General features: G+C 68.2%; 14 protein-coding genes. 4 read left to right on the forward strand and 10 right to left on the reverse strand.

Annotated features, from left to right (window positions below; all coding sequences use genetic code 11):
- Positions 1 to 53: 53 nt before the first annotated feature.
- Complete coding sequence (locus Q8N10_RS13340; RefSeq protein ID WP_304783072.1) at positions 54 to 464, forward strand: helix-turn-helix domain-containing protein; 411 nt, start codon at positions 54 to 56, stop codon at positions 462 to 464.
- Here Q8N10_RS13340 and Q8N10_RS13345 read toward each other — a convergent pair.
- From Q8N10_RS13345 to Q8N10_RS21055, 8 genes are all read right to left on the reverse strand, one after another.
- On the reverse strand, positions 461 to 1,270 hold the full coding sequence (locus tag Q8N10_RS13345; RefSeq protein WP_304783075.1) for an RNA methyltransferase: 810 nt from the start codon (positions 1,268 to 1,270) through the stop codon (positions 461 to 463). The genes Q8N10_RS13340 and Q8N10_RS13345 overlap by 4 nt on opposite strands.
- Before the next feature lie 10 nt (positions 1,271 to 1,280).
- The gene (locus tag Q8N10_RS13350) at positions 1,281 to 3,398 is read right to left on the reverse strand and encodes a M13 family metallopeptidase (RefSeq protein ID WP_304783077.1); all 2,118 of its coding nucleotides are present in this window, start codon (positions 3,396 to 3,398) and stop codon (positions 1,281 to 1,283) included.
- A 124-nt stretch (positions 3,399 to 3,522) separates the two neighbouring features.
- A complete protein-coding gene (locus Q8N10_RS13355; protein ID WP_304783080.1) occupies positions 3,523 to 4,539 on the reverse strand; it encodes a sugar kinase in 1,017 nt (338 codons plus the stop codon).
- 92 nt (positions 4,540 to 4,631) lie between these two features.
- Positions 4,632 to 7,478 carry a TonB-dependent receptor gene (locus Q8N10_RS13360; RefSeq protein WP_304783083.1) on the reverse strand — a complete coding sequence of 949 codons (2,847 nt, stop codon included), beginning with the start codon at positions 7,476 to 7,478 and terminating at the stop codon, positions 4,632 to 4,634.
- Between the two features lie 299 nt (positions 7,479 to 7,777).
- Entirely contained in the window at positions 7,778 to 9,256 is a 1,479-nt protein-coding gene (locus tag Q8N10_RS13365) for a L,D-transpeptidase family protein (RefSeq protein ID WP_305663938.1), read from the reverse strand.
- Between the two features lie 193 nt (positions 9,257 to 9,449).
- Positions 9,450 to 10,205, reverse strand: a complete 756-nt coding sequence (gene kduD, locus Q8N10_RS13370) for a 2-dehydro-3-deoxy-D-gluconate 5-dehydrogenase KduD (protein ID WP_304783086.1) — start codon at positions 10,203 to 10,205, stop codon at positions 9,450 to 9,452.
- A 5-nt stretch (positions 10,206 to 10,210) separates the two neighbouring features.
- Entirely contained in the window at positions 10,211 to 11,056 is an 846-nt protein-coding gene (kduI, locus tag Q8N10_RS13375; RefSeq protein ID WP_304783090.1) for a 5-dehydro-4-deoxy-D-glucuronate isomerase, read from the reverse strand.
- A gap of 418 nt (positions 11,057 to 11,474) precedes the next feature.
- Complete coding sequence (locus tag Q8N10_RS21055) at positions 11,475 to 11,885, reverse strand: GFA family protein (RefSeq protein WP_370690265.1); 411 nt, start codon at positions 11,883 to 11,885, stop codon at positions 11,475 to 11,477.
- 105 nt (positions 11,886 to 11,990) lie between these two features.
- On the opposite strand from Q8N10_RS21055, the gene Q8N10_RS13380 reads away from it, so the two are divergent.
- Positions 11,991 to 12,308, forward strand: a complete 318-nt coding sequence (locus tag Q8N10_RS13380; protein ID WP_304783095.1) for a MazG nucleotide pyrophosphohydrolase domain-containing protein — start codon at positions 11,991 to 11,993, stop codon at positions 12,306 to 12,308.
- On the forward strand, positions 12,305 to 12,799 hold the full coding sequence (locus Q8N10_RS13385) for a GNAT family N-acetyltransferase (protein ID WP_304783098.1): 495 nt from the start codon (positions 12,305 to 12,307) through the stop codon (positions 12,797 to 12,799). Before Q8N10_RS13380 ends, Q8N10_RS13385 begins: the two co-directional genes overlap by 4 nt.
- Here the strand turns inward: Q8N10_RS13385 and Q8N10_RS13390 are convergent.
- Positions 12,796 to 14,280, reverse strand: a complete 1,485-nt coding sequence (locus tag Q8N10_RS13390; RefSeq protein ID WP_304783102.1) for an NAD(P)/FAD-dependent oxidoreductase — start codon at positions 14,278 to 14,280, stop codon at positions 12,796 to 12,798. The genes Q8N10_RS13385 and Q8N10_RS13390 overlap by 4 nt on opposite strands.
- 110 nt (positions 14,281 to 14,390) lie before the next feature.
- On the opposite strand from Q8N10_RS13390, the gene Q8N10_RS13395 reads away from it, so the two are divergent.
- The gene (locus Q8N10_RS13395; protein ID WP_304783105.1) at positions 14,391 to 15,287 is read left to right on the forward strand and encodes an aminoglycoside phosphotransferase family protein; all 897 of its coding nucleotides are present in this window, start codon (positions 14,391 to 14,393) and stop codon (positions 15,285 to 15,287) included.
- A gap of 166 nt (positions 15,288 to 15,453) precedes the next feature.
- On the opposite strand, the gene Q8N10_RS13400 is transcribed toward Q8N10_RS13395, so the two are convergent.
- Complete coding sequence (locus Q8N10_RS13400; RefSeq protein ID WP_304783108.1) at positions 15,454 to 17,598, reverse strand: malate synthase G; 2,145 nt, start codon at positions 17,596 to 17,598, stop codon at positions 15,454 to 15,456.
- Positions 17,599 to 17,603: the final 5 nt, after the last annotated feature.

Consider the following 17,603-nt stretch of genomic DNA (forward strand, 5'->3'; position numbering starts at 1 on the left):
CGCGTGCAAAAAGGCGCTGCGCACTCGAGCGTGCGCGCCAGAAGGACATATCCGTGGGCGAGAATCTTGACGATGTGGGCCCCGACCCCATCGACGTCGCTGTCGGCCACCGCATTCGCGTGCGTCGCAAATGGCTGGGCATCTCCCAGTCCACCCTCGCAGACCACCTGGGGGTCAGCTTCCAGCAGGTCCAGAAGTACGAGCGCGGCGCCAACCGCACCTCGGCCTCGATGCTTGTGCGCATCGCCGAGAAGCTGGAAACGACGGTCGGCGAACTGGTCGGCGAGAACGACCGCCCCACCGGCGACGAGAGCCTGTTCGAGAAGCTGGCCGTGCCGGGCGCCGTCCAGCTCCTGGAGGCCTTCGCCAGCGTGCAGCAGCCTTCCCTGCGCACCGCGATCCTCAACCTGACCCGGTCGCTGATCGAAGACACCGAAGAGCCCGCCCAGAAGCGCGCCCGCTAGGTCTTCACGGCGGCGAAGGCCAGGTGGTGCAGGACGATCCCCGCGGTCGTGGCCACATTCAATGAATCGAAGCCGGTGGCCATGGGAATGGCCACCGTCGTGGCGCGCGCCAGCACCGAGGCGGCCAGTCCCGGCCCCTCGGCCCCGAGCAGCACCGCGGTCTTCGACGCACGTCTGAGGTCCACCAGGCGGCGGTCCCCACCCGGGCTCAGCGCAACGGTCTCGAAACCCGCCGTTCCCAGCGCATCGAGCAGGTCGCCCTGGGCGGTGGCGAAGGGGGTCGCCAGGACCGCCCCCACCGACACCCGGATGGCCTTGCGGTACAACGGGTCGCAGCAGTCGGTGTCCAGCAGCACCGCATCAACCCCGAAGGCCGCGGCGTTGCGGAACAGGCCGCCCATGTTGTCGTGGTTGGCGATCCCCGACAGCGCCAGGACCAGGCTCCCCTCCCCCAGGCCGGCAAGCATGTCGGCGGCGCCCGGGGCCGCCCGCCTGCGGCCCAGGGCCAGGATGCCGCGGTGGATATGGAAGCCCACCACCGCGTCCATCGCCTCCTGGCTGGCGGAATAGACCGAAACGTCGTCGGGCATCTGGGCGATCAGGGGGGCCAGGCCCGCTACCCGCTTGCGGGCGATCATCAGCGAGACGGGCTCGCACAGCCCTGAGCGCGCCAGCACATTGAGCACCACCTCGCCCTCGGCCACGAACAAGCCCTCACGACCCACCAGGTCGCGCTCCCGAACGTCGCGATAGGCGGCGACGCGCGGGTCGGCGGGGTCGTCGATCAGGATGATCGGGGGCGCCACGACGCGCGGACTACCAGATCTTCACCCGGTCGGCGGGGGCCAGATAGAGCTTCTCGCCGGGCTTGGCGTCGAAGGCGGGATACCAGGCGTCCAGGTTGCGCACGGTGTCGGCGCGGTATTCGCCGGGCGCGTGCCCGTCGGTCAGCAGGACGCGGCGCAGGGCGGCTTCGCGGTACTTGCCTCGGTAGTTCTGAGCCCAGCCCAGGAAGATCCGCTGGTCGGCGGTCACCCCGTCGATCACCGGCGCAGGCGCCCCGTTCAGCGACAGATGATAGGCGTCATAGGAGGTCGCCAGCCCCGCCAGGTCGGCGATGTTCTCCCCCAGGGTCAGTTCCCCGTTCACCGACAGGTCCGGCAGGGCCTTGTAGCGGTTGTACTGCTCGACCAGCTGCTTGGAGGAGGCCTTGAAGTGGGCCATGTCGGCGTCGGTCCACCAGTTGCGGACATTGCCCTTGGCGTCGAACAGCGCCCCGGTGTCGTCGAAGCCGTGGCTGATCTCGTGGCCGATCACCCCGCCGATGGCGCCGTAGTTCACCGCCGGATCAGCCGCCGGATCGAAGAACGGCGCCTGCAGGATGGCGGCTGGGAAGCTGATGGAGTTCTGCATCGGCGCGTACAGCGCATTGACCGTCTGGGGCGTCATGTACCACTCGCCACGGTCCACCGGGCCACCCAGCTTGGCCAGGTTGCGGCGGTACTCGAAGAGCTCGCCCCGCCGCCAGTTGCCGTAGGCGTCGCCGGCCACGATGCTCAGGCCCGAATAGTCGCGCCACCTGTCAGGGTAGCCCACGCCCACCTGAAAGTTGGCCAGTTTCTCATGAGCCTTGGCCTTGGTGGCCGCATCCATCCAGTCCAGGCGGTCGATGCGCTTGCCGAAGGCGGCCAGGATGTTCTTCACCATCTCCTGAACCTCCGCCTTCGATTCCGGCGGGAAGTACTTGGCGGTATAGAGTTTTCCGATGGCCTCCCCCAGGGCGTTCCCGGTGAAGTCTACGCCCCGCTTCCAGCGCTCGGCCTGTTGCGGCGTGCCCGACAGGGCGGTGGCGTTGAAGGCGAAGCTCTCGTCCACGAAGGCCTTGGACAGGTACGGCGAGCCCCGCTCCACGGCATGGAAGGCCAGGTAGTCCTGCCAGGCGGCGATGGGCTCGGACCCCACCAGCCTGGCCTCGCCGCTGATGGCGGAGGACTGCCAGGCGCCGAACACTGGCTGGTCGGCCAGGCCCGCAGCGGTCAGGAATGCGTCCCAGTCCATGCCGGGCGCCTTCCGGGCAAGCTCGGCGCGGGTCCACTGTACGTTGTTCTTCTTGATCTCGAAGGTGTCGGCCACGGTCCAGTGCGTCGCAGCGATCTTGGTCTCCAGGGCCACGACCCGGGCGGCGCGGGCGTCCACGTCGCTGAAGCCCGCCAGGCGCAGCTGGTTGGCCACGTGGGTCCTGTATCTGGCGCGCAGGTCCACGTACTTCGCGCCCGCGTCGAGGTAGTAGGCGCGGTCGGGCATGCCGAGGCCGCCCTGGACGATGTAGGGCAGGTAGCGGCTGGTGTCGTTCAGGTCCTCCACGACCCACAGGCCGAAGAGGCGCTCGGTCTTGGTGGTGGTGGCGTTCAGGATGTCGACGTCGGCGCGGATCGTGGCGCCCAACTGGGCCGACAGGTCCTTGCGGGTCTTGATCGCGGCGATCGCCGCCAGCTCCGGGGCCAGCGGACCCGCGCCCTTCGCCTCGATGGCCGCCTCGTCCATGAAGCTGGCGTAGTAGTCGCCGATCATGCGGGCTTCGGATCCGGCCGGTCCCTGGGTTTTGGCGGCCGTCGCGATCAGCTCGACGGTGCGCTTGGAGGCGACCTCCCGCAGGACGGCGAAGGTGTTGTAGCTGGAGCGGTCGGCGGGGATCTCAGTGGTCGCGGCCCAGGTCCCGTTGGCGTAGGCGAAGAAGTCGTCACCGGGCTTCACCGACCGGTCCATGCCGGCGGTGTCGAACCCGAAGGTCCCGTAGACCGGCTTGGCCCGGGGCGCCTCAGCGACAGGCGCGGGCGCGGGGAGCTGGGCCGGCGGGGCCGCCCCCAGGCTCGCGCAGGCCGAGAGGATCACTGGCGCGCAGGCGGCCAGCAGCAGGACTTTCAGGTTGGTCATCGACGAAGGCTCCCAAGGGACCGGGCGCGTCGCGGCGCGCTCTCAGCGTTTGAGCCTTCATACACCGCAGCGGCGGTGGCGCCTCTGCGGGCGGATTAATCTTCTGTCATGAGGGCGCAGCGCCCTACCGCTGGACATCCAGGCTGTGGCTTGAGCGGACCGCCTCGACCTCGGCCACGGTGGCCAGGTTGAAGTCTCCCGGCGTCGCATGCTTCAGCACCGCGGCGGCCACAGCGAATTCCAGCAGGTCGGCCTCACCCATCCGGGTCAGCAGGCCGTGGATCACCCCGGCGGCGAAGGCGTCGCCCCCGCCGATGCGGTCGATGATGGGGTTCAGCGGCCGGCTTTCCGTGCGCCAGGCGCCGTCGCGCGAGAACAGGAATCCCGTCAGGTCGTGATGGTTGACCGTGTGCTGCACCCGGTCGGTGCAGGCTAGGCGCTGGAGGTTTGGCCAGGCCTTGAAGGCCATGTCGGCGGCCCAGCGCCGCAGGCCGTCGGCGTCTCCCCGACCCTCGAAGGACGCGTCGAGCACCAGGGCGATGTCACGGTGGTCTCCGAACACCAGGTCGGCCTGGGAGAGCATCTCGCCCAGGATCGCCGGGGCGTCACCGTTCCAGGCCTGCCAGAGGGTCGCGCGGTAATTGCAGTCCATGGAGACCGTCAGGCCGAGGCGGCGCGCGGCCTTCACCGCGTCCACCGCGGCCTTGGCGGTGTCGGGCCCGATGGCGGCGGTGATCCCGGAGACGTGCAGCCAGCCGGCCCCCGTAAGCTCGGTGTCCCAGTCGACGCCCGAGGCGGCTCGGCTGAAGGCGCTGTCGGCCCGGTCGTACAGCACCTGGGACGACCGCTGGGCCGCGCCCGGCGTCAGGAAATAGAGCCCCATCCGCCCCGCCGCGAACCGGACGCCAGACGTGTCCACACCATAGCGGCGAAGCTCGTCCACGGCGGCGTGACCCAGGCCGTTGTCAGGCAGGACGCTGAGCATCCGGGCGCCATGACCGAAGCGGACCAGGGAGACGGCCACATTGGCCTCCGCCCCGCCGAAACTGACCTTGAGGGTCGGCGACTGCAGCAGCAGTTCGTTGTCGGGCGCGGCCAGGCGGACCAGGACCTCGCCGAAACAGACCACATCAGCCGCCACATTCGTCTCCCGTTCGAGCAACGCCCTACCCTAGACAAAGCGGCGCGCCGGGGAACCGGCGCGCCGTAAGTCTCTCCTCGGGGGATCTAGGCCTAGTAGGTGTAGCGCACGCCGATCAGGTATTCCCGGCCGGTGTGGTGGTAGAAGTTCATCAGGTCCTGGGTCCCGTTGAACTGGTCCTGGAACTCGTCCGTGAGGTTCACGCCTTCGAGAGTGAACTTCAGGTGGTCGTTCAAGGTGTAGGTGAACGAGGCGTCCAGGTTCATGGTCTCGTTGGTCCCGTCATAGACCATGCCGGCCTCCTGACCGGGGACCCGGGTCAGGTACTTGTCGCGGTGGCTGGCCGAGACGCGGGCGCTGATCTTGTCGTCCTCATAGTAGAGGGTGAGGTTGTAGGCCTTGCGCGACAGGCCGGTGAGGTCGTTGGTGGCCACCTTGGTCGTCACCCCGCCCACCGTCGCATAGTAGTCGATGGACGACTTCACGCTGGTGTAGTTGGCGATGATCCCGGTGTTGGCCAGCGGCCCCGGCAAGAAGCTGAAGGGCTGCTGGAAGCTGACCTCGAAGCCGGTGAGATCGCCGCCGGGGGTGTTGATCGGGGTCGAGAAGTTCCAGGTCGCCGACGGGCTGCAGCCGACGGTGGCCCCGCAGGCGGCGGTGGCGACGCTGTCGGGCAGGCCGAAGGGGTTGCCGGTGAAGGTCGTCTGGGTGGAGAGCGTCTGCACGAAGCTGTCGATCTCCTTCTTGAAGAAGGCGACGCTCAGCAGGGCTTCGGGCTGATAGTACCATTCGAAGGACAGGTCGTAGGCCTTGGCCCGGAAGGGATCGAGGTTCGGGTTGCCCGCTGTCACGGTCCGCGAGGAGCCCGAGACGCTGACGCTGGCGCCGGGGGTCAGGCTGCCCAGGTTCGGCCGCGACATGGTCTGGGCCGCGCCGAAGCGGACCAGGAAGTTCTCGACGGGCTCGATCACCATGTTCAGCGACGGCAGGGTGTCGTCGTACTTGCGGTCCACGGTGATCGGCACCGGGGCGCCGGCCAGGAAGGTGTAGCCCGAGGCGGTCTGCTCGGTCTTCACATAGCGGACGCCGATATTGCCGCGGAAGGGCATGCCCGCCAGCTCGGTGTCCCAGTCGGCCTGGACGAAGCCGCCCTTGTCCTTCTCGCCCACCGAGTTGTTGTTGGACAGCGACGGCTCCTTGCCCATCCTCCAGGCCCCGCCGAAGGCGGTGGGGTCGTTGAGTTGGAACAGGGTGAGCGCGCTGAAGTAGTTCGGCGAGATCCACGAGGTGGTGCTGCCGCCCGGAACGCCCAGCCCCTCGGTGGGCAGGGTGACGGTCTTGGCGTAGGTGGAGGTGGCGATCGCCGCCACGCCGGCGGGGATCACGGTCTCCTGGTTGGTGGAGGCGCTGTTGGAGCGGCGCAGTTCCGTGCTCTCGAACTCGTACTGCTTCCAGGACAGCCCGGCCTTGAAGGTCAGGATGTCGTTGGGCTTCCACTCGCCATCGAAGGCGACGGTGTCGTAGGTGTTGACCGCGCTCTGCGGCCGCATCCGCACCTGGGTGAGCCGCCAGGCGCTGGGATTGGTCAGGTCGGCGTTCCCGTAGGTCAACAGCGGGGCCCGGCCCTGGCCGTAGTCGAACCGATAGCCGTCGACGTTGAACTGGTCCCAGATGATCGTCGTCTGAACCGGGTTCTGGTGGTCGGACTCCGAGTGACCGGCCACGGCGTGGATTTTCAGCGTGTCGGAGAACGCATGGCTGAAGTCCAGGGAGTACTGGTTGAAGGTGGTGGTCAGCTCGTCGTAGCGGTCCTCGACCCGCAGATCGACGTCGTCGAACGTACCGGCGGTCATCACGCCGTTGGTGATGGTCGAGGAGACCACGTTGGTGTCGGCGATCCCGCAGGAGGTGGCGACATTGGCCGCGGTGCAGGCGCCGCCGACGCTGAAGGACGGAGCCTCCAGGAACTGCTCCTGGCGGCTCCCGTCGAGCTTGGCGTAGAGGTAGTCGAAGGTCAGCTCTGTGGCGTCCGTCGGCTTCCATTGCAGGGCGAAGGTGGCGCCCAGGCGCTCCTGCTCCTGGTCATAGCGATCGTATCGCGGGAAGCGCGGATGGTAGGCGGCGTTGTTCGCCGCAGCGGCCGGATTGACGGTGGTGGGCAGGCCTGCGCCGTTCGGGAGGGCGTCAAAGCCCGGCGCGAAGCGGTCGCCCGCCGCCCAGCGCACCGTGGAGGCGCCCACGTCCAGCAACGAGCGCTTGGAGTAGGCCAGGCTGAGCAGGGCCCCGAAGGTTCCATCGGCCCAGGTGTTGGAGATCATGCCTGCCGCGCGCGGCGAGGAGTCCTCCGACAGCGAATTGTAGCTGGCCTGGGCGGAGGCCACGAACTTGAAGCCATCATAGTCCAGCGGCCGCGCGGTGCGCAGGTCCACCGTGGCGCCCAGCGAACCCTCTTCGGTCTCGGCGGCCGAGGTCTTCTGCACGGTGATCGAGTTGAACAGGTCGGCGGCGAAGATGTTGAAGTCGAAGGACCTGCCGCGATTGGTGCCGCCCGAGGCGTCGGTGCCGCCGGCGGTGGTCAGGGCCTCCATGCCGTTGATCCGCACGCGGGTGAATTGCGGCCCCAGGCCGCGGACGGAAATCTGGCGGCCTTCACCGCCGTCGCGGGCCAGGGCCACCCCAGATATCCGCTGAATGGATTCCGAGAGGTTCAGGTCGGGGAACTTGCCGATGTCCTCGGCCAGGATGGTGTCGCCGGCCGTGGCGCTGCCGCGCTTAAGTTCCAGGGCCTGCTGGAGGCTGCCCCGGAAGCCGGTGACGATGACTTCCTCGACTTCGTTCTGCTGCGCGAAGGCCGGCGCGGCGACCGCCATGGTCAGCGCCGCCAGGGACGCGCCGCTGAACAGCGCGCGCGTTTTCGTCCAAGACCGAGTGCGGACCATCTGTCCCTCCCTGTGCGAGGCCACCAGCGGCGTGAGGCCGTCAGATGGAAGGCGCCTGACCGGCGCTCCTCGCGTTTCCCCATTTATGACACCGGTGTCATTGACCGCTATGCGGCCCTGACACCGGTGGCAATGAGAATAGCCACGGTTCTGTCGTATCCGCAAGACGGGTCGCTTCAAACGCGAGCGGTCCCTGCGCGAAAGCTGTGCAGTGGGCCGAAAACGCTGGCGAAGACGGGGAAATGGGCGCGACGCGGCGAGGCGTGCGGCAGCCCCTCGCGCCAATCTGGCCTCAGCCTCTACGGACCGAGGGGGGCGGTATCGGGGTCGGGCGTGGCCTCTTCCGGGTTCAGGGTCGAGCGCGGGCGGTCAAGGCCGAGCGCGGTGGCCAGGGTGATATCCCAGCCGTAGGGATCGGAGCGGTAGACCACCTTGCCCTGATCGTCGACGAAGGCGGTGTGGTAGAGCAGCCGCACCGGAATGATGGCCGCCAGCGGCACGACCCCGGTCTTCCCCGAAGCCAGGACCTCCTCGAAGCGCTCCGAAGCGCCATAGAGCTCCGAAAGGTGACGCGCGAACTCCACGGCGTTCTCCACCCGCACACAGCCATGGCTGCGGTGGCGGGCGGCGCGGGCGAACAGGCTCTTGGACGGGGTGTCGTGCAGATAGATGGCGTAGGGGTTCTGCATGTCGAACTTCACTAGGCCCAGGGCCGCGGTCGGCCCCGGCCTCTGCACAACCCGGCCGCCGGTGACGTACATGTTCTGCCGACGCAGATAAGCCGCGCCGCGCGGCAGGATCTCGGCCCGCGCGATGCTGGCCGGCACGTTCCAGGGCGGATTGACCACCAGCTGGCTGAAGGCCGACTGCAGGCTCGGCGTCGCACGGTTGGCGCTGCCCACCACGGTCCGCGCCGCCCAATCCATGGCGCCGTCGCGGTAGAAGGTCAGGAAGGCCGCGGCCGTATTGACGTCGATGCGGGTCGCCGGGGCCTCCCGGCGCAGCCAGCGGCGGCGCTCCAGGTTCAGCACCAGCTGGCGGGCGTGGTCGGTCGGCCCGGCGTTCAGCACCGCCACCGTCGTGTTCCCCACCCGGCCGGTGGGCTGCATGCCGTTCTCGGCCTGGATCAGCTTCAGGGCCTCGGAGATCGGCGCCGACAAGGTCTGGGAGGCCATGGGGGGACCGGTGAGGTAGCCCAGGTCATAGAGCCGCTGGGCGATCATCGGGACGCGGTAGTCCTGGCCGCCCGGCTGGATCGCGCCGCCCTGGGGAATGGCCGAGACCCCTGCCTGCCCGATCTGAGCCCGCAGCGCCACATAGGCCGCCGACAGGGTCTTGTACTCCGCGTCGCGCGGCGCGAGCCCGTCGAGCCAGGCGCCGATCCCCCGGCGGTCCAGCGCCTGGGACAGGCCAGGCGCCACGTCCACGGTCTGACGTTCCAGCGTGAACAGCTTGAAAAGCTTGGTGGGGTCCACGAGGCCGCGCGCCAGGGCGTCGGCATAGGTCAGCGCCGCGAGCGTCAGTCCCGCCTCGCGGCTGGCCGGATCGCGTGCGGCGGGCGGCCGGAAGGCGTCGCCGTCCAGGCCGTGACGGACGGCGCCGTCGAGCGCCTGCGAGAACTGCCTGGCCTGGTCATCGGTCCAGGCCGGGGTCCAGCCGCGCAGGGCGTAGAAGCGGATCAGGCGGGGATCGGTCGCCACCGACTGCAGGACGCGAGGGTCCACGGTGGGATTGGGCAGAAGCTGCGCGCTGGCTATCGTGGGAGCCGCCAGCCCCATGCCGAGGGCCCACGCGCCAAACTGCCGGCGCGTCGCCCGCGCCGGTTCGGCCTCGCCCCCCGGACGCCCTACGGCGTCACCGCCCCCGAACACCATCAAATCCAGTCCACGCTTTTACGGCCCCAGCTATGGGGCAACGCGCGAGCCGCGACTAGGTGGCTCACCTCGCAGGTGATCTTGGAAATCGGGCGGATCAGCGGCCGAGCCAGCCGCCATCCACGGCCAGCAGCGTCCCGTGCACATAGTCCGCCGCCGAGGACGACAGGAACACAGCCGCCCCGCCGATGTCGGCCGGCGTGCCCCAACGTCCGGCCGGAATGCGGGCCAGGATGTCGCGCGATCGGTCCTCGTCGGCCCGCAGGGCGGTGGTGTTGTTGGTGGAGAAGTAGCCCGGCGCGATGGCGTTGACGTTGATCCCCTTGGCCGCCCACTCGTTGGCCAGGGCCTTGGTGATCCCCGCCAGCCCGCTCTTGCTGGCCGCATAGGACGGCACCCGGATGCCCCCCTGGTAGGACAGCATCGAGGCGATATTGACGATCTTGCCCCCTCGCCCCTGTTCGATCATGCGGCGCCCCACCGCCTGGGTGAGGAAGAAGGTGGTCTTCAGATTGACGTCCATCACCGTGTCCCAGTCGTCTTCCGTGAAGTCGACGGCGTCGTTGCGGCGGATGATCCCGGCGTTGTTCACCAGGATGTCGATCCCGCCGAAATGCTGGACGGTCTCGGCCACGATGCGGCCGATGGGCTCCATCGTGGAGAGATCGGCCGAGATGTCGTGGAAGCGGCGCCCCAGGGCCTCGACGGCGAAGCGGGTGTCCACCGGCGGGGTGCGGCCCACGGCCACGATGTCGGCGCCGGCCGTGGCCAGGGCCTCGGCGATGGCCTGGCCCAGGCCGGTGTTGGCCCCGGTGACGATGGCGGTCTTGCCGGTCAGATCGAAGGCAGACATGACCCCTACTTCAGCTGGCAGATGTCGAGGACGTTCATGTCGGTATAGTCGAGGTTCTCCCCACCCATGGCCCAGATGAACCCGTAGTTGGAGGTTCCCGCTCCCATGTGGATCGACCAGGGCGGGCTGATCACCGCCTCATCGGCGCCGACCACGATGTGGCGCATGGCGTCCGGCTCGCCCATGAAGTGGAAGACCTTATTGTCCCCGGCCAGGTCGAAATAGAAATAGATCTCCGAACGGCGGTCGTGCAGGTGCGGCGGCATGGTGTTCCACACGCTGCCCGGCTTCAGGAAGGTAACCCCCAGCAGCAGCTGGGCGGACTCGCAGACCCCGGGGATGATGTACTGGTAGATGGTGCGCTCATTGGAGGTCGCCGCCTCGCCGCGCTCCAGGGGGTTGGCCTGGCTGATGGCGATGTGCTGCAGCTTGCAGACCTTATGGGCCGGCGTGGAGGCCAGGTAGAACCTGGCCGGGTTCGCAGCGTCCACGCTCTCGAAGATCACGTCCACCACCCCCATCGGGATGTAGAGCCCGTCGCGCGGGGCCATGTCGAAGGCCCGGCCATCGACGGTGATCCTCCCGGCCCCGCCGACATTGACCACCCCCAGCTCGCGGCGTTCCAGGAAGGGATGGCCGGCGGCCGAGGCCGGCTCGGTCTGGGCCGGCAGCTTCACCGGTCCGGCCACCGGAGCCGCCCCGCCGATCACGAACCGCTCGTTGTGGCTGTAGTTCAGGCTGACCGTGTCGGCCACGAACAGGTCCTGGACCAGATAGCGGTCGCGCAGATCGTCATTGCCGGCGCCCTTCATCATGTCCGGATGGGTGGCGTGGTAGGTTTTCTTGAACATGATCAGGTTCCTATGAAGCAATAGCGCCCTTCTCCCCTTGCGGGAGAAGGTGGCCCCGCCGAGCGGGGTCGGATGAGGGGTCGAAGGCCGTATCCGCAGATTTCATTGGCGCCCCAGTCGCGGCGGACCGGTGAGCCGAGATGGCGTAATTGGTTTTCTTGAGAGCGAGGCGTGACCCCTCATCCGACCGGTCTCCGACCGGCCACCTTCTCCCGCAAGGGGAGAAGGACGAAGTCTGCGCCACCAGTGCAGTCTGTCGGCGTGTTTCGGCAGACCGTAGGCGAAATCGGCTGCCTCTGAGGATCAGCGACTTGGGCATGGTGGGGTGCGACGGCGTTTCCGAGGGCGCGGGCCGACAGCCCGTCTGGACACAAGGTAACCGGTGTCATTTCCAGGCGCAACGGACTTTCCCACCCACTCAACCTGGACTAGCGGGGAAGCTGGGCAGATCCGCATCGAAGAGATGCCAGGCTGGCGCCGAGCCCGTCCAGACATGGGCCTGGGGCCGGAACAGAGTTGGATCGTCAAGACTACCGGCGCAGATGGGGATCATCTCTGGGTGCTGTGAATTCGCCGCAGAGATTCCTGTCCCGCAGACCTCGCAGAAGGTCCGACCGACCTGCCCTCCACTGGCCGCCGTAGTCCAGTATTCCCGCAAAACCCCCCGGGTCAGCCGGAAGGCCGCGCGCGGAAAGGCGATGGCCGTCGCTGGCCCGCCGCCCGATCGGTACTGGCAGTCGCGACAGTGGCATAGGCCGCCGCCCAGAGGCGGAGGGTCGATCTCATAGCGGACGGAGCCGCACATGCACCCGCCGGTTATCGTGCTCATCAGTCGCTCCTCGACTTTGGGAAGGGCGCCGGCGGGAGCTTGCTCAAACCGTTCCGGCGCGATGAACTTAGGCCGGGCGTGGGTTTGCGTCCATGGGGGCGAAAGATGGCCGACTTCAAGGATCTCGACGAGCGCGCCTGGGCGATCCGCCGGCTCTATGCCGAGTTGGAAACTCAGCGCTATGGCCGACCCTGGACCGGCGAGGAGGTGGCCCTGGGTTTCATGGGCGACGTCGGCGACCTCGCCAAGCTGGTCCAGGCCGCCGAGGGGGTGCGCGCCATACCCGACGCGAAAGCCAAGCTGGCCCACGAGCTGGCCGACTGCCTGTGGAGCGTCATGACCCTGGCCCGGCTCTACGAGGTGGATCTGGAGGCCAGCTTCCTGGGCACGATGGACGAGCTCGAAGCGCGGCTGAAGCCATGATCGCCTTCCGGCCGCTGGCCGCCGCCGACTTTCCGATGCTGACCGGCTGGCTCGCCGAGCCCCACGTCCGGCGCTTCGTCCAGAAGACCCCGATGACCCTGGAGGACGTGGCCAGCAAGTATGGCCCCCGTGTCCGGGGCGCGCAGCCGATCATCTGCCATGTCGCGCAAAGCGACGGCGCCGACTTCGGCTACCTGCAGGCCTATCGCAACCGCGACTGGCCCGACGCCGCCGACGGCCAGACCGACGGGATCAGCCTGGACCTCCATATCGGTGAGCCGGCCTTCCTCGGCCGGGGCCTGGGCCGCGCCATGCTGGACGCCTATGTGCGCGGCCTCGCCCTGCCCCACTTCGCCCAGACCACCGCCTACATCGCCCATGAGCTGGCCAACACGGTCGCCCTCGCCTGCTCGAAGGCGGTGGGGTTCACGCCCCTGCGCGAGTTCGTCGAGGAGGGCGAGCCGATGCGATTGCTGCGCCTGAAGCTCTAAGCCGCCTCCAGACGCCGCGCCTTTGCGCCCGCCTTGTTGGTGAACGCCAGGACCCCGTCCTCGATCTTCGTGAAGCGCAGGTTCATCAGGTCGAGCGCGTAGTTCTGGTGCAGCTTCCAGGGCGCCTTGGTCCCCTGCTTGGGGAAGCTGGCCATGGCGCGCTGGACGTAGCCCGACGAGAAATCCAGCCACGGGACCTCGCCGATATTCGGGTCGTCGTTGCGCGGCGTCACCTGGCGATTGCCGGTCTTCTTCATGTGATTCAGCAGGCGGCAGACATACTCGCAGGTCAGGTCGCACTTCAGCGTCCAAGAGGCGTTCGTATAGCCGAAGGCCGAGGCCAGGTTGGGCACGTCGGAATACATCATGCCCTTGTAGGAGAGCGTCTTGCCCGGATCGATGGGCCGGCCGTCGACGCTCAGCTTCAGGCCGTTCATCGCCTGGAGCACCAGGCCCGTCGCCGAGACTACGATGTCGGCCTCCAGCACCTTGCCGGACTTCAGCTTGATCCCGGCCTCGGTGAAGGTCTCGATGTGGTCGGTGACCACCTCGGCTTTGCCGCTCTTGAGCGCCGTGAACAGGTCGGCGTCCGGCACCAGGCAGATGCGCTGGTCCCAGGGATTGTAGGTGGGCGTGAAGTGGGTCGCGACATCGTAGTCGGGGCCCATCTGCTTGCGGACCATCTCGATGATCCCGGCCTTCACCTTGGCCGGCTGTTTGCGGGCGTAGTTATAGAAGACCATGCCGAACAGCACCTTGCGCCAGCGGGTGATGGCGTAGGCGAGCTTGGCCGGCAGCTTGGTGCGCAGCCAGTTGGCCTGCTTGTCCTCCCCCGGCGCGGCCACGACATAGGTCGGCGAGCGCTGCAGCATGGTGACGTGGGCCGCGGTCTTGGCCATCTCCGGCACCAGGGTCACCGCCGTGGCGCCCGAGCCGATCACGACCACCTTCTTGCCGGCGTGGTCGATGTCCGGGGTCCACTGCTGCGGATGAACCAACTGGCCCTTGAAGCTCTCGACGCCGGGGAACTCCGGGGTGTAGCCGCCCGCATAGGAATAGTAGCCGCCGCACAGGAAGAGGAAGTTGGCGGTGACGTGGCTGCGCTTGCCGTCCTTCTCCACCTCGACGGTCCAGGCCGCGTCCTCGGTCGACCAGGAGGCGCCCTTCACCTGGGTGTTGAACCGGATGTGCTGGTCGATGCCGTGCTCGCGAGCGGTCTCGCGGACATAGTTCAGGATCGAGGGGCCGTCGGCGATCGCCTTGGCCTGGGTCCACGGCTTGAAGGCGTACCCCAGGGTGAACATGTCGCTGTCAGAGCGGATGCCCGGATATCGGAACAGATCCCAGGTGCCGCCGATGGCGTCGCGGCCCTCGAGGATCACATAGGACCGCTCGGGGCAGTTGGCCTGCAGGTGGTAGCCCGCGCCGATGCCCGACAGGCCCGCGCCGACGATCACCACGTCAAAATGTTCGTACGCCATACCCGATCCTCGAAATGTTGCGTGGCAGCATAGACACATGCCGCGCGCGGAAAGGAAGCCCCCACGCCGCCGCACTCGCCAAGCCTGGCCATGGGTGGAAACATCGCCCCATGACCGAGACCAAGTCCAAGCGCATTCCCTTCGACGCCGACCTCGTCCGCCGCCTGGTGGCCGGCCAGTTTCCGCAGTGGGCCCACCTGCCCGTCCGCCCGGTGGTCTTCGGCGGCAAGAACAACACCACCTTCCACCTCGGCGACGAGATGAGCGTGCGGCTGCCCAGCGCACGGGCCTATGTGGCCCAGGTCGAGAAGGAGCAGGCCTGGCTTCCGAGGCTGGCCCCGCAACTGCCCCTGCCCGTTCCCGAGCCGGTGGGCCTGGGCGAACCTGGCGAAGGCTATCCCTGGCCCTGGTCGGTCTATCGCTGGATCCAGGGGGAGACCGCCAGCCTGGAGCGCATCCCAGACCTGCCGCAATTCGCCCGCGACCTGGCGGCGTTCCTGAAGGCGCTGCAGGCCCTGGAGGTGACCGACGGCCCGGTGGCCGGCCAGCACAACTTCTTCCGTGGCGGCCCGCTGGCCACCTATGACGACCAGACCCGCAAGGCGATCGAGGATCTGGGCGCCAGCATCGACGGGGCCACAGCCCTGGCGATCTGGGAACAGGCCCTGGCGGCGGAATGGACCAACCCGCCGGTCTGGGTGCACGGCGACGTGGCGGCGGGCAATCTGCTGGTGAGGGACGGCAAGCTCAGCGCCGTCATCGACTTCGGCATCCTCGGCGTCGGCGACCCCGCCTGCGACCTGGCCATCGCCTGGACGCTGCTGCATGGCGAGGCGCGCGCCGCGTTCCGCGAGGCCTTGCCCCTGGATCAGGCGACGTGGGCGCGGGGCCGAGGCTGGACGATCTGGAAGGCGCTGATCGTGGCGGCGGGTCTGCCAGGGTCGAGCGAGGAGGAGATGGCGAGGAGCCGCGCGATCATTGTGGATTTGGTGGGGGAGGGAATCTGACCCCTTCTCCCCTTGCGGGAGAAGGTGGCCGGTCGGAGACCGGTCGGATGAGGGGTCACACTCCCCCATCCGCGCATCTCGCAACGCCCTAACCCGATAGGTCAGCGCGACCCCTCATCCGACCCTGCTCCGCAGGGCCACCTTCTCCCGCAAGGGGAGAAGGACTTCAGGCCAGCTGAGCCTTACGTTCCCGACGGCGGCGCGACAGGATGTGCTCGGTGTAGCCGTTGGGCTGCGACCGTCCCTCGAACACCAGTTCCAGCGCCGCCTGGTAGGCCACGCTGTCGGGGTTCCCGGACATCGGCTGGTACAGGGCGTCGCCGGCGTTCTGACCGTCCACCACCTTGGCCATGCGGGCGAAGGTCTCGCGGACCTGGGCCTCGGTGCAGACGCCGTGGTGCAGCCAGTTGGCGATGTGCTGGCTGGAGATCCGCAGGGTGGCGCGGTCCTCCATCAGGCCCACATCGTGGATGTCCGGCACCTTGGAGCAGCCGACACCCTGGTCGATCCAGCGCACGACGTAGCCGAGGATGCCCTGGGCGTTGTTGTCCAGTTCCTGGGTGATGTCCTCGGCGTTCCAGTTGGAACGGGCCAGGGGCGGGGTCAGCAGGTCGTCGAGGCCGGTGGCGGAGGTCGCGGCCGCCATGGTCGACTGCAGGCCGGGCACGTCCACCTCGTGATAGTGCAGGGCATGCAGAACCGCCGCAGTGGGGGACGGCACCCAGGCGGTGTTGGCCCCGGCCTTGGGGTGGCCGACCTTGGTCGCCAGCATGTTCTGCATCTGATCGGGGGCGGCCCACATGCCCTTGCCGATCTGCGCCTTGCCGGGGAAGCCCGTGGCCAGGCCGATCTCGACATTGCGCTTCTCATAGGCCGGCAGCCAGGGCTCGGCCTTGATGGCGTCCTTGCGGACCACGGGGCCGGCTTCCATGGCGGTGTGGATCTCGTCGCCGGTGCGGTCGAGGAAGCCGGTGTTGATGAACACGATCCGCTCGCGGGCGGCATGGATGCAGGCGGCCAGGTTGGCGCTGGTGCGGCGCTCCTCGTCCATGATGCCCAGCTTGACGGTGTTGCGTTCGAGACCGAGCGCGTCCTCCACCAGGTCGAACAGGCGAACCGCCAGGGCCACTTCGTCGGGCCCATGCATCTTGGGCTTCACGACATAGACCGAGCCCGCCGGGCTGTTGAGGCGCTTGCCCTTCAGGTCGTGCAGGGCGGCGGTGACGGTGACCAGGGCGTCCACCACGGTCTCGTAGACCGGCGCGCCATTGAAGCGCACGGCGTCCAGCAGCATGTGGTGGCCGACATTGCGCACCAGCATCAGGCTGCGGCCGCGCAGGGTGAGCTCGCCGCCCTTGACGCTGGCATAGGTGCGGTCGGCGTCGAGGCGCCGGGTCTCGGTCTGGCCGCCCTTCTGGAAGCTGGCTGAGAGGTCGCCGCGCATCAGGCCGAGCCAGTTGCGGTAGACGCCCGCCTTGTCCTCGGCGTCAACGGCGGCGACGGAATCCTCGCAGTCCTGGATGGCGGTCAGCGCGGCCTCCACCAGCACGTCGGAGACGCCCGCGGCGTCGTCCTTGCCGATGTTGTGGGCGCGGTCGATCTGGATCTCCAGGTGCAGGCTGTTGTGGGCCAGCAACACGCCCTCCGGCGCCTCCGCCGATCCCCGCCAGCCGGCGAACTGACCCGCGTCCTTCAGGCCGGTGGTGGCGCCGTCCTTGAGGCTGACCGCCAGGGCGCCGTTCTTCACCACATAGCTCGTGGCGTCCGAATGCGAGCCGCTCGCCAGGGGCGCCACGCGGTCCAGCAGACCGCGGGCGAAGGCCACTACCTTGGCCCCGCGCAAGGGGTCATAGCCCTTGCCGCCGGTCGGCGGCTCCAGGGCGTCGGTGCCGTAGAGGGCGTCATAGAGGCTGCCCCAGCGCGCGTTGGCGGCGTTGAGCGCGAACCGCCCGTTCGAAACCGGCACCACCAGCTGCGGCCCGGCGACCTTGGCGATCTCCGGATCGACGTTGACGGTCGAGATCTCGAAGGGCGCGGGCTCCGGCAGCAGGTAGCCGATCTCGCGCAGGAAGGCGATCTCCTCGGCGACGCTGAAATCCTTGCCCTTGCGCGCCTTCCACCAGGCGTCGATCTGTTCCTGCAAGGCGTCGCGGCGGGCCAGCAGCTCGGCGTTGCGCGGCGTGAAGTCTGCCAGGATGGACTCCAGGGCGCCCCAGAACTTGGCGGCGTCCACCCCGGTCCCGGTGAGCAGTTCCTGTTCCACAAAGGCGTGCAGGATGTCGTCGACGGTCAGGGTGCTGCTGATATCCATGTGCG

This window comes from Phenylobacterium sp. (genome assembly GCF_030693625.1).
In the GTDB taxonomy this organism is placed as follows: Bacteria; Pseudomonadota; Alphaproteobacteria; order Caulobacterales; family Caulobacteraceae; genus Phenylobacterium; species Phenylobacterium ferrooxidans.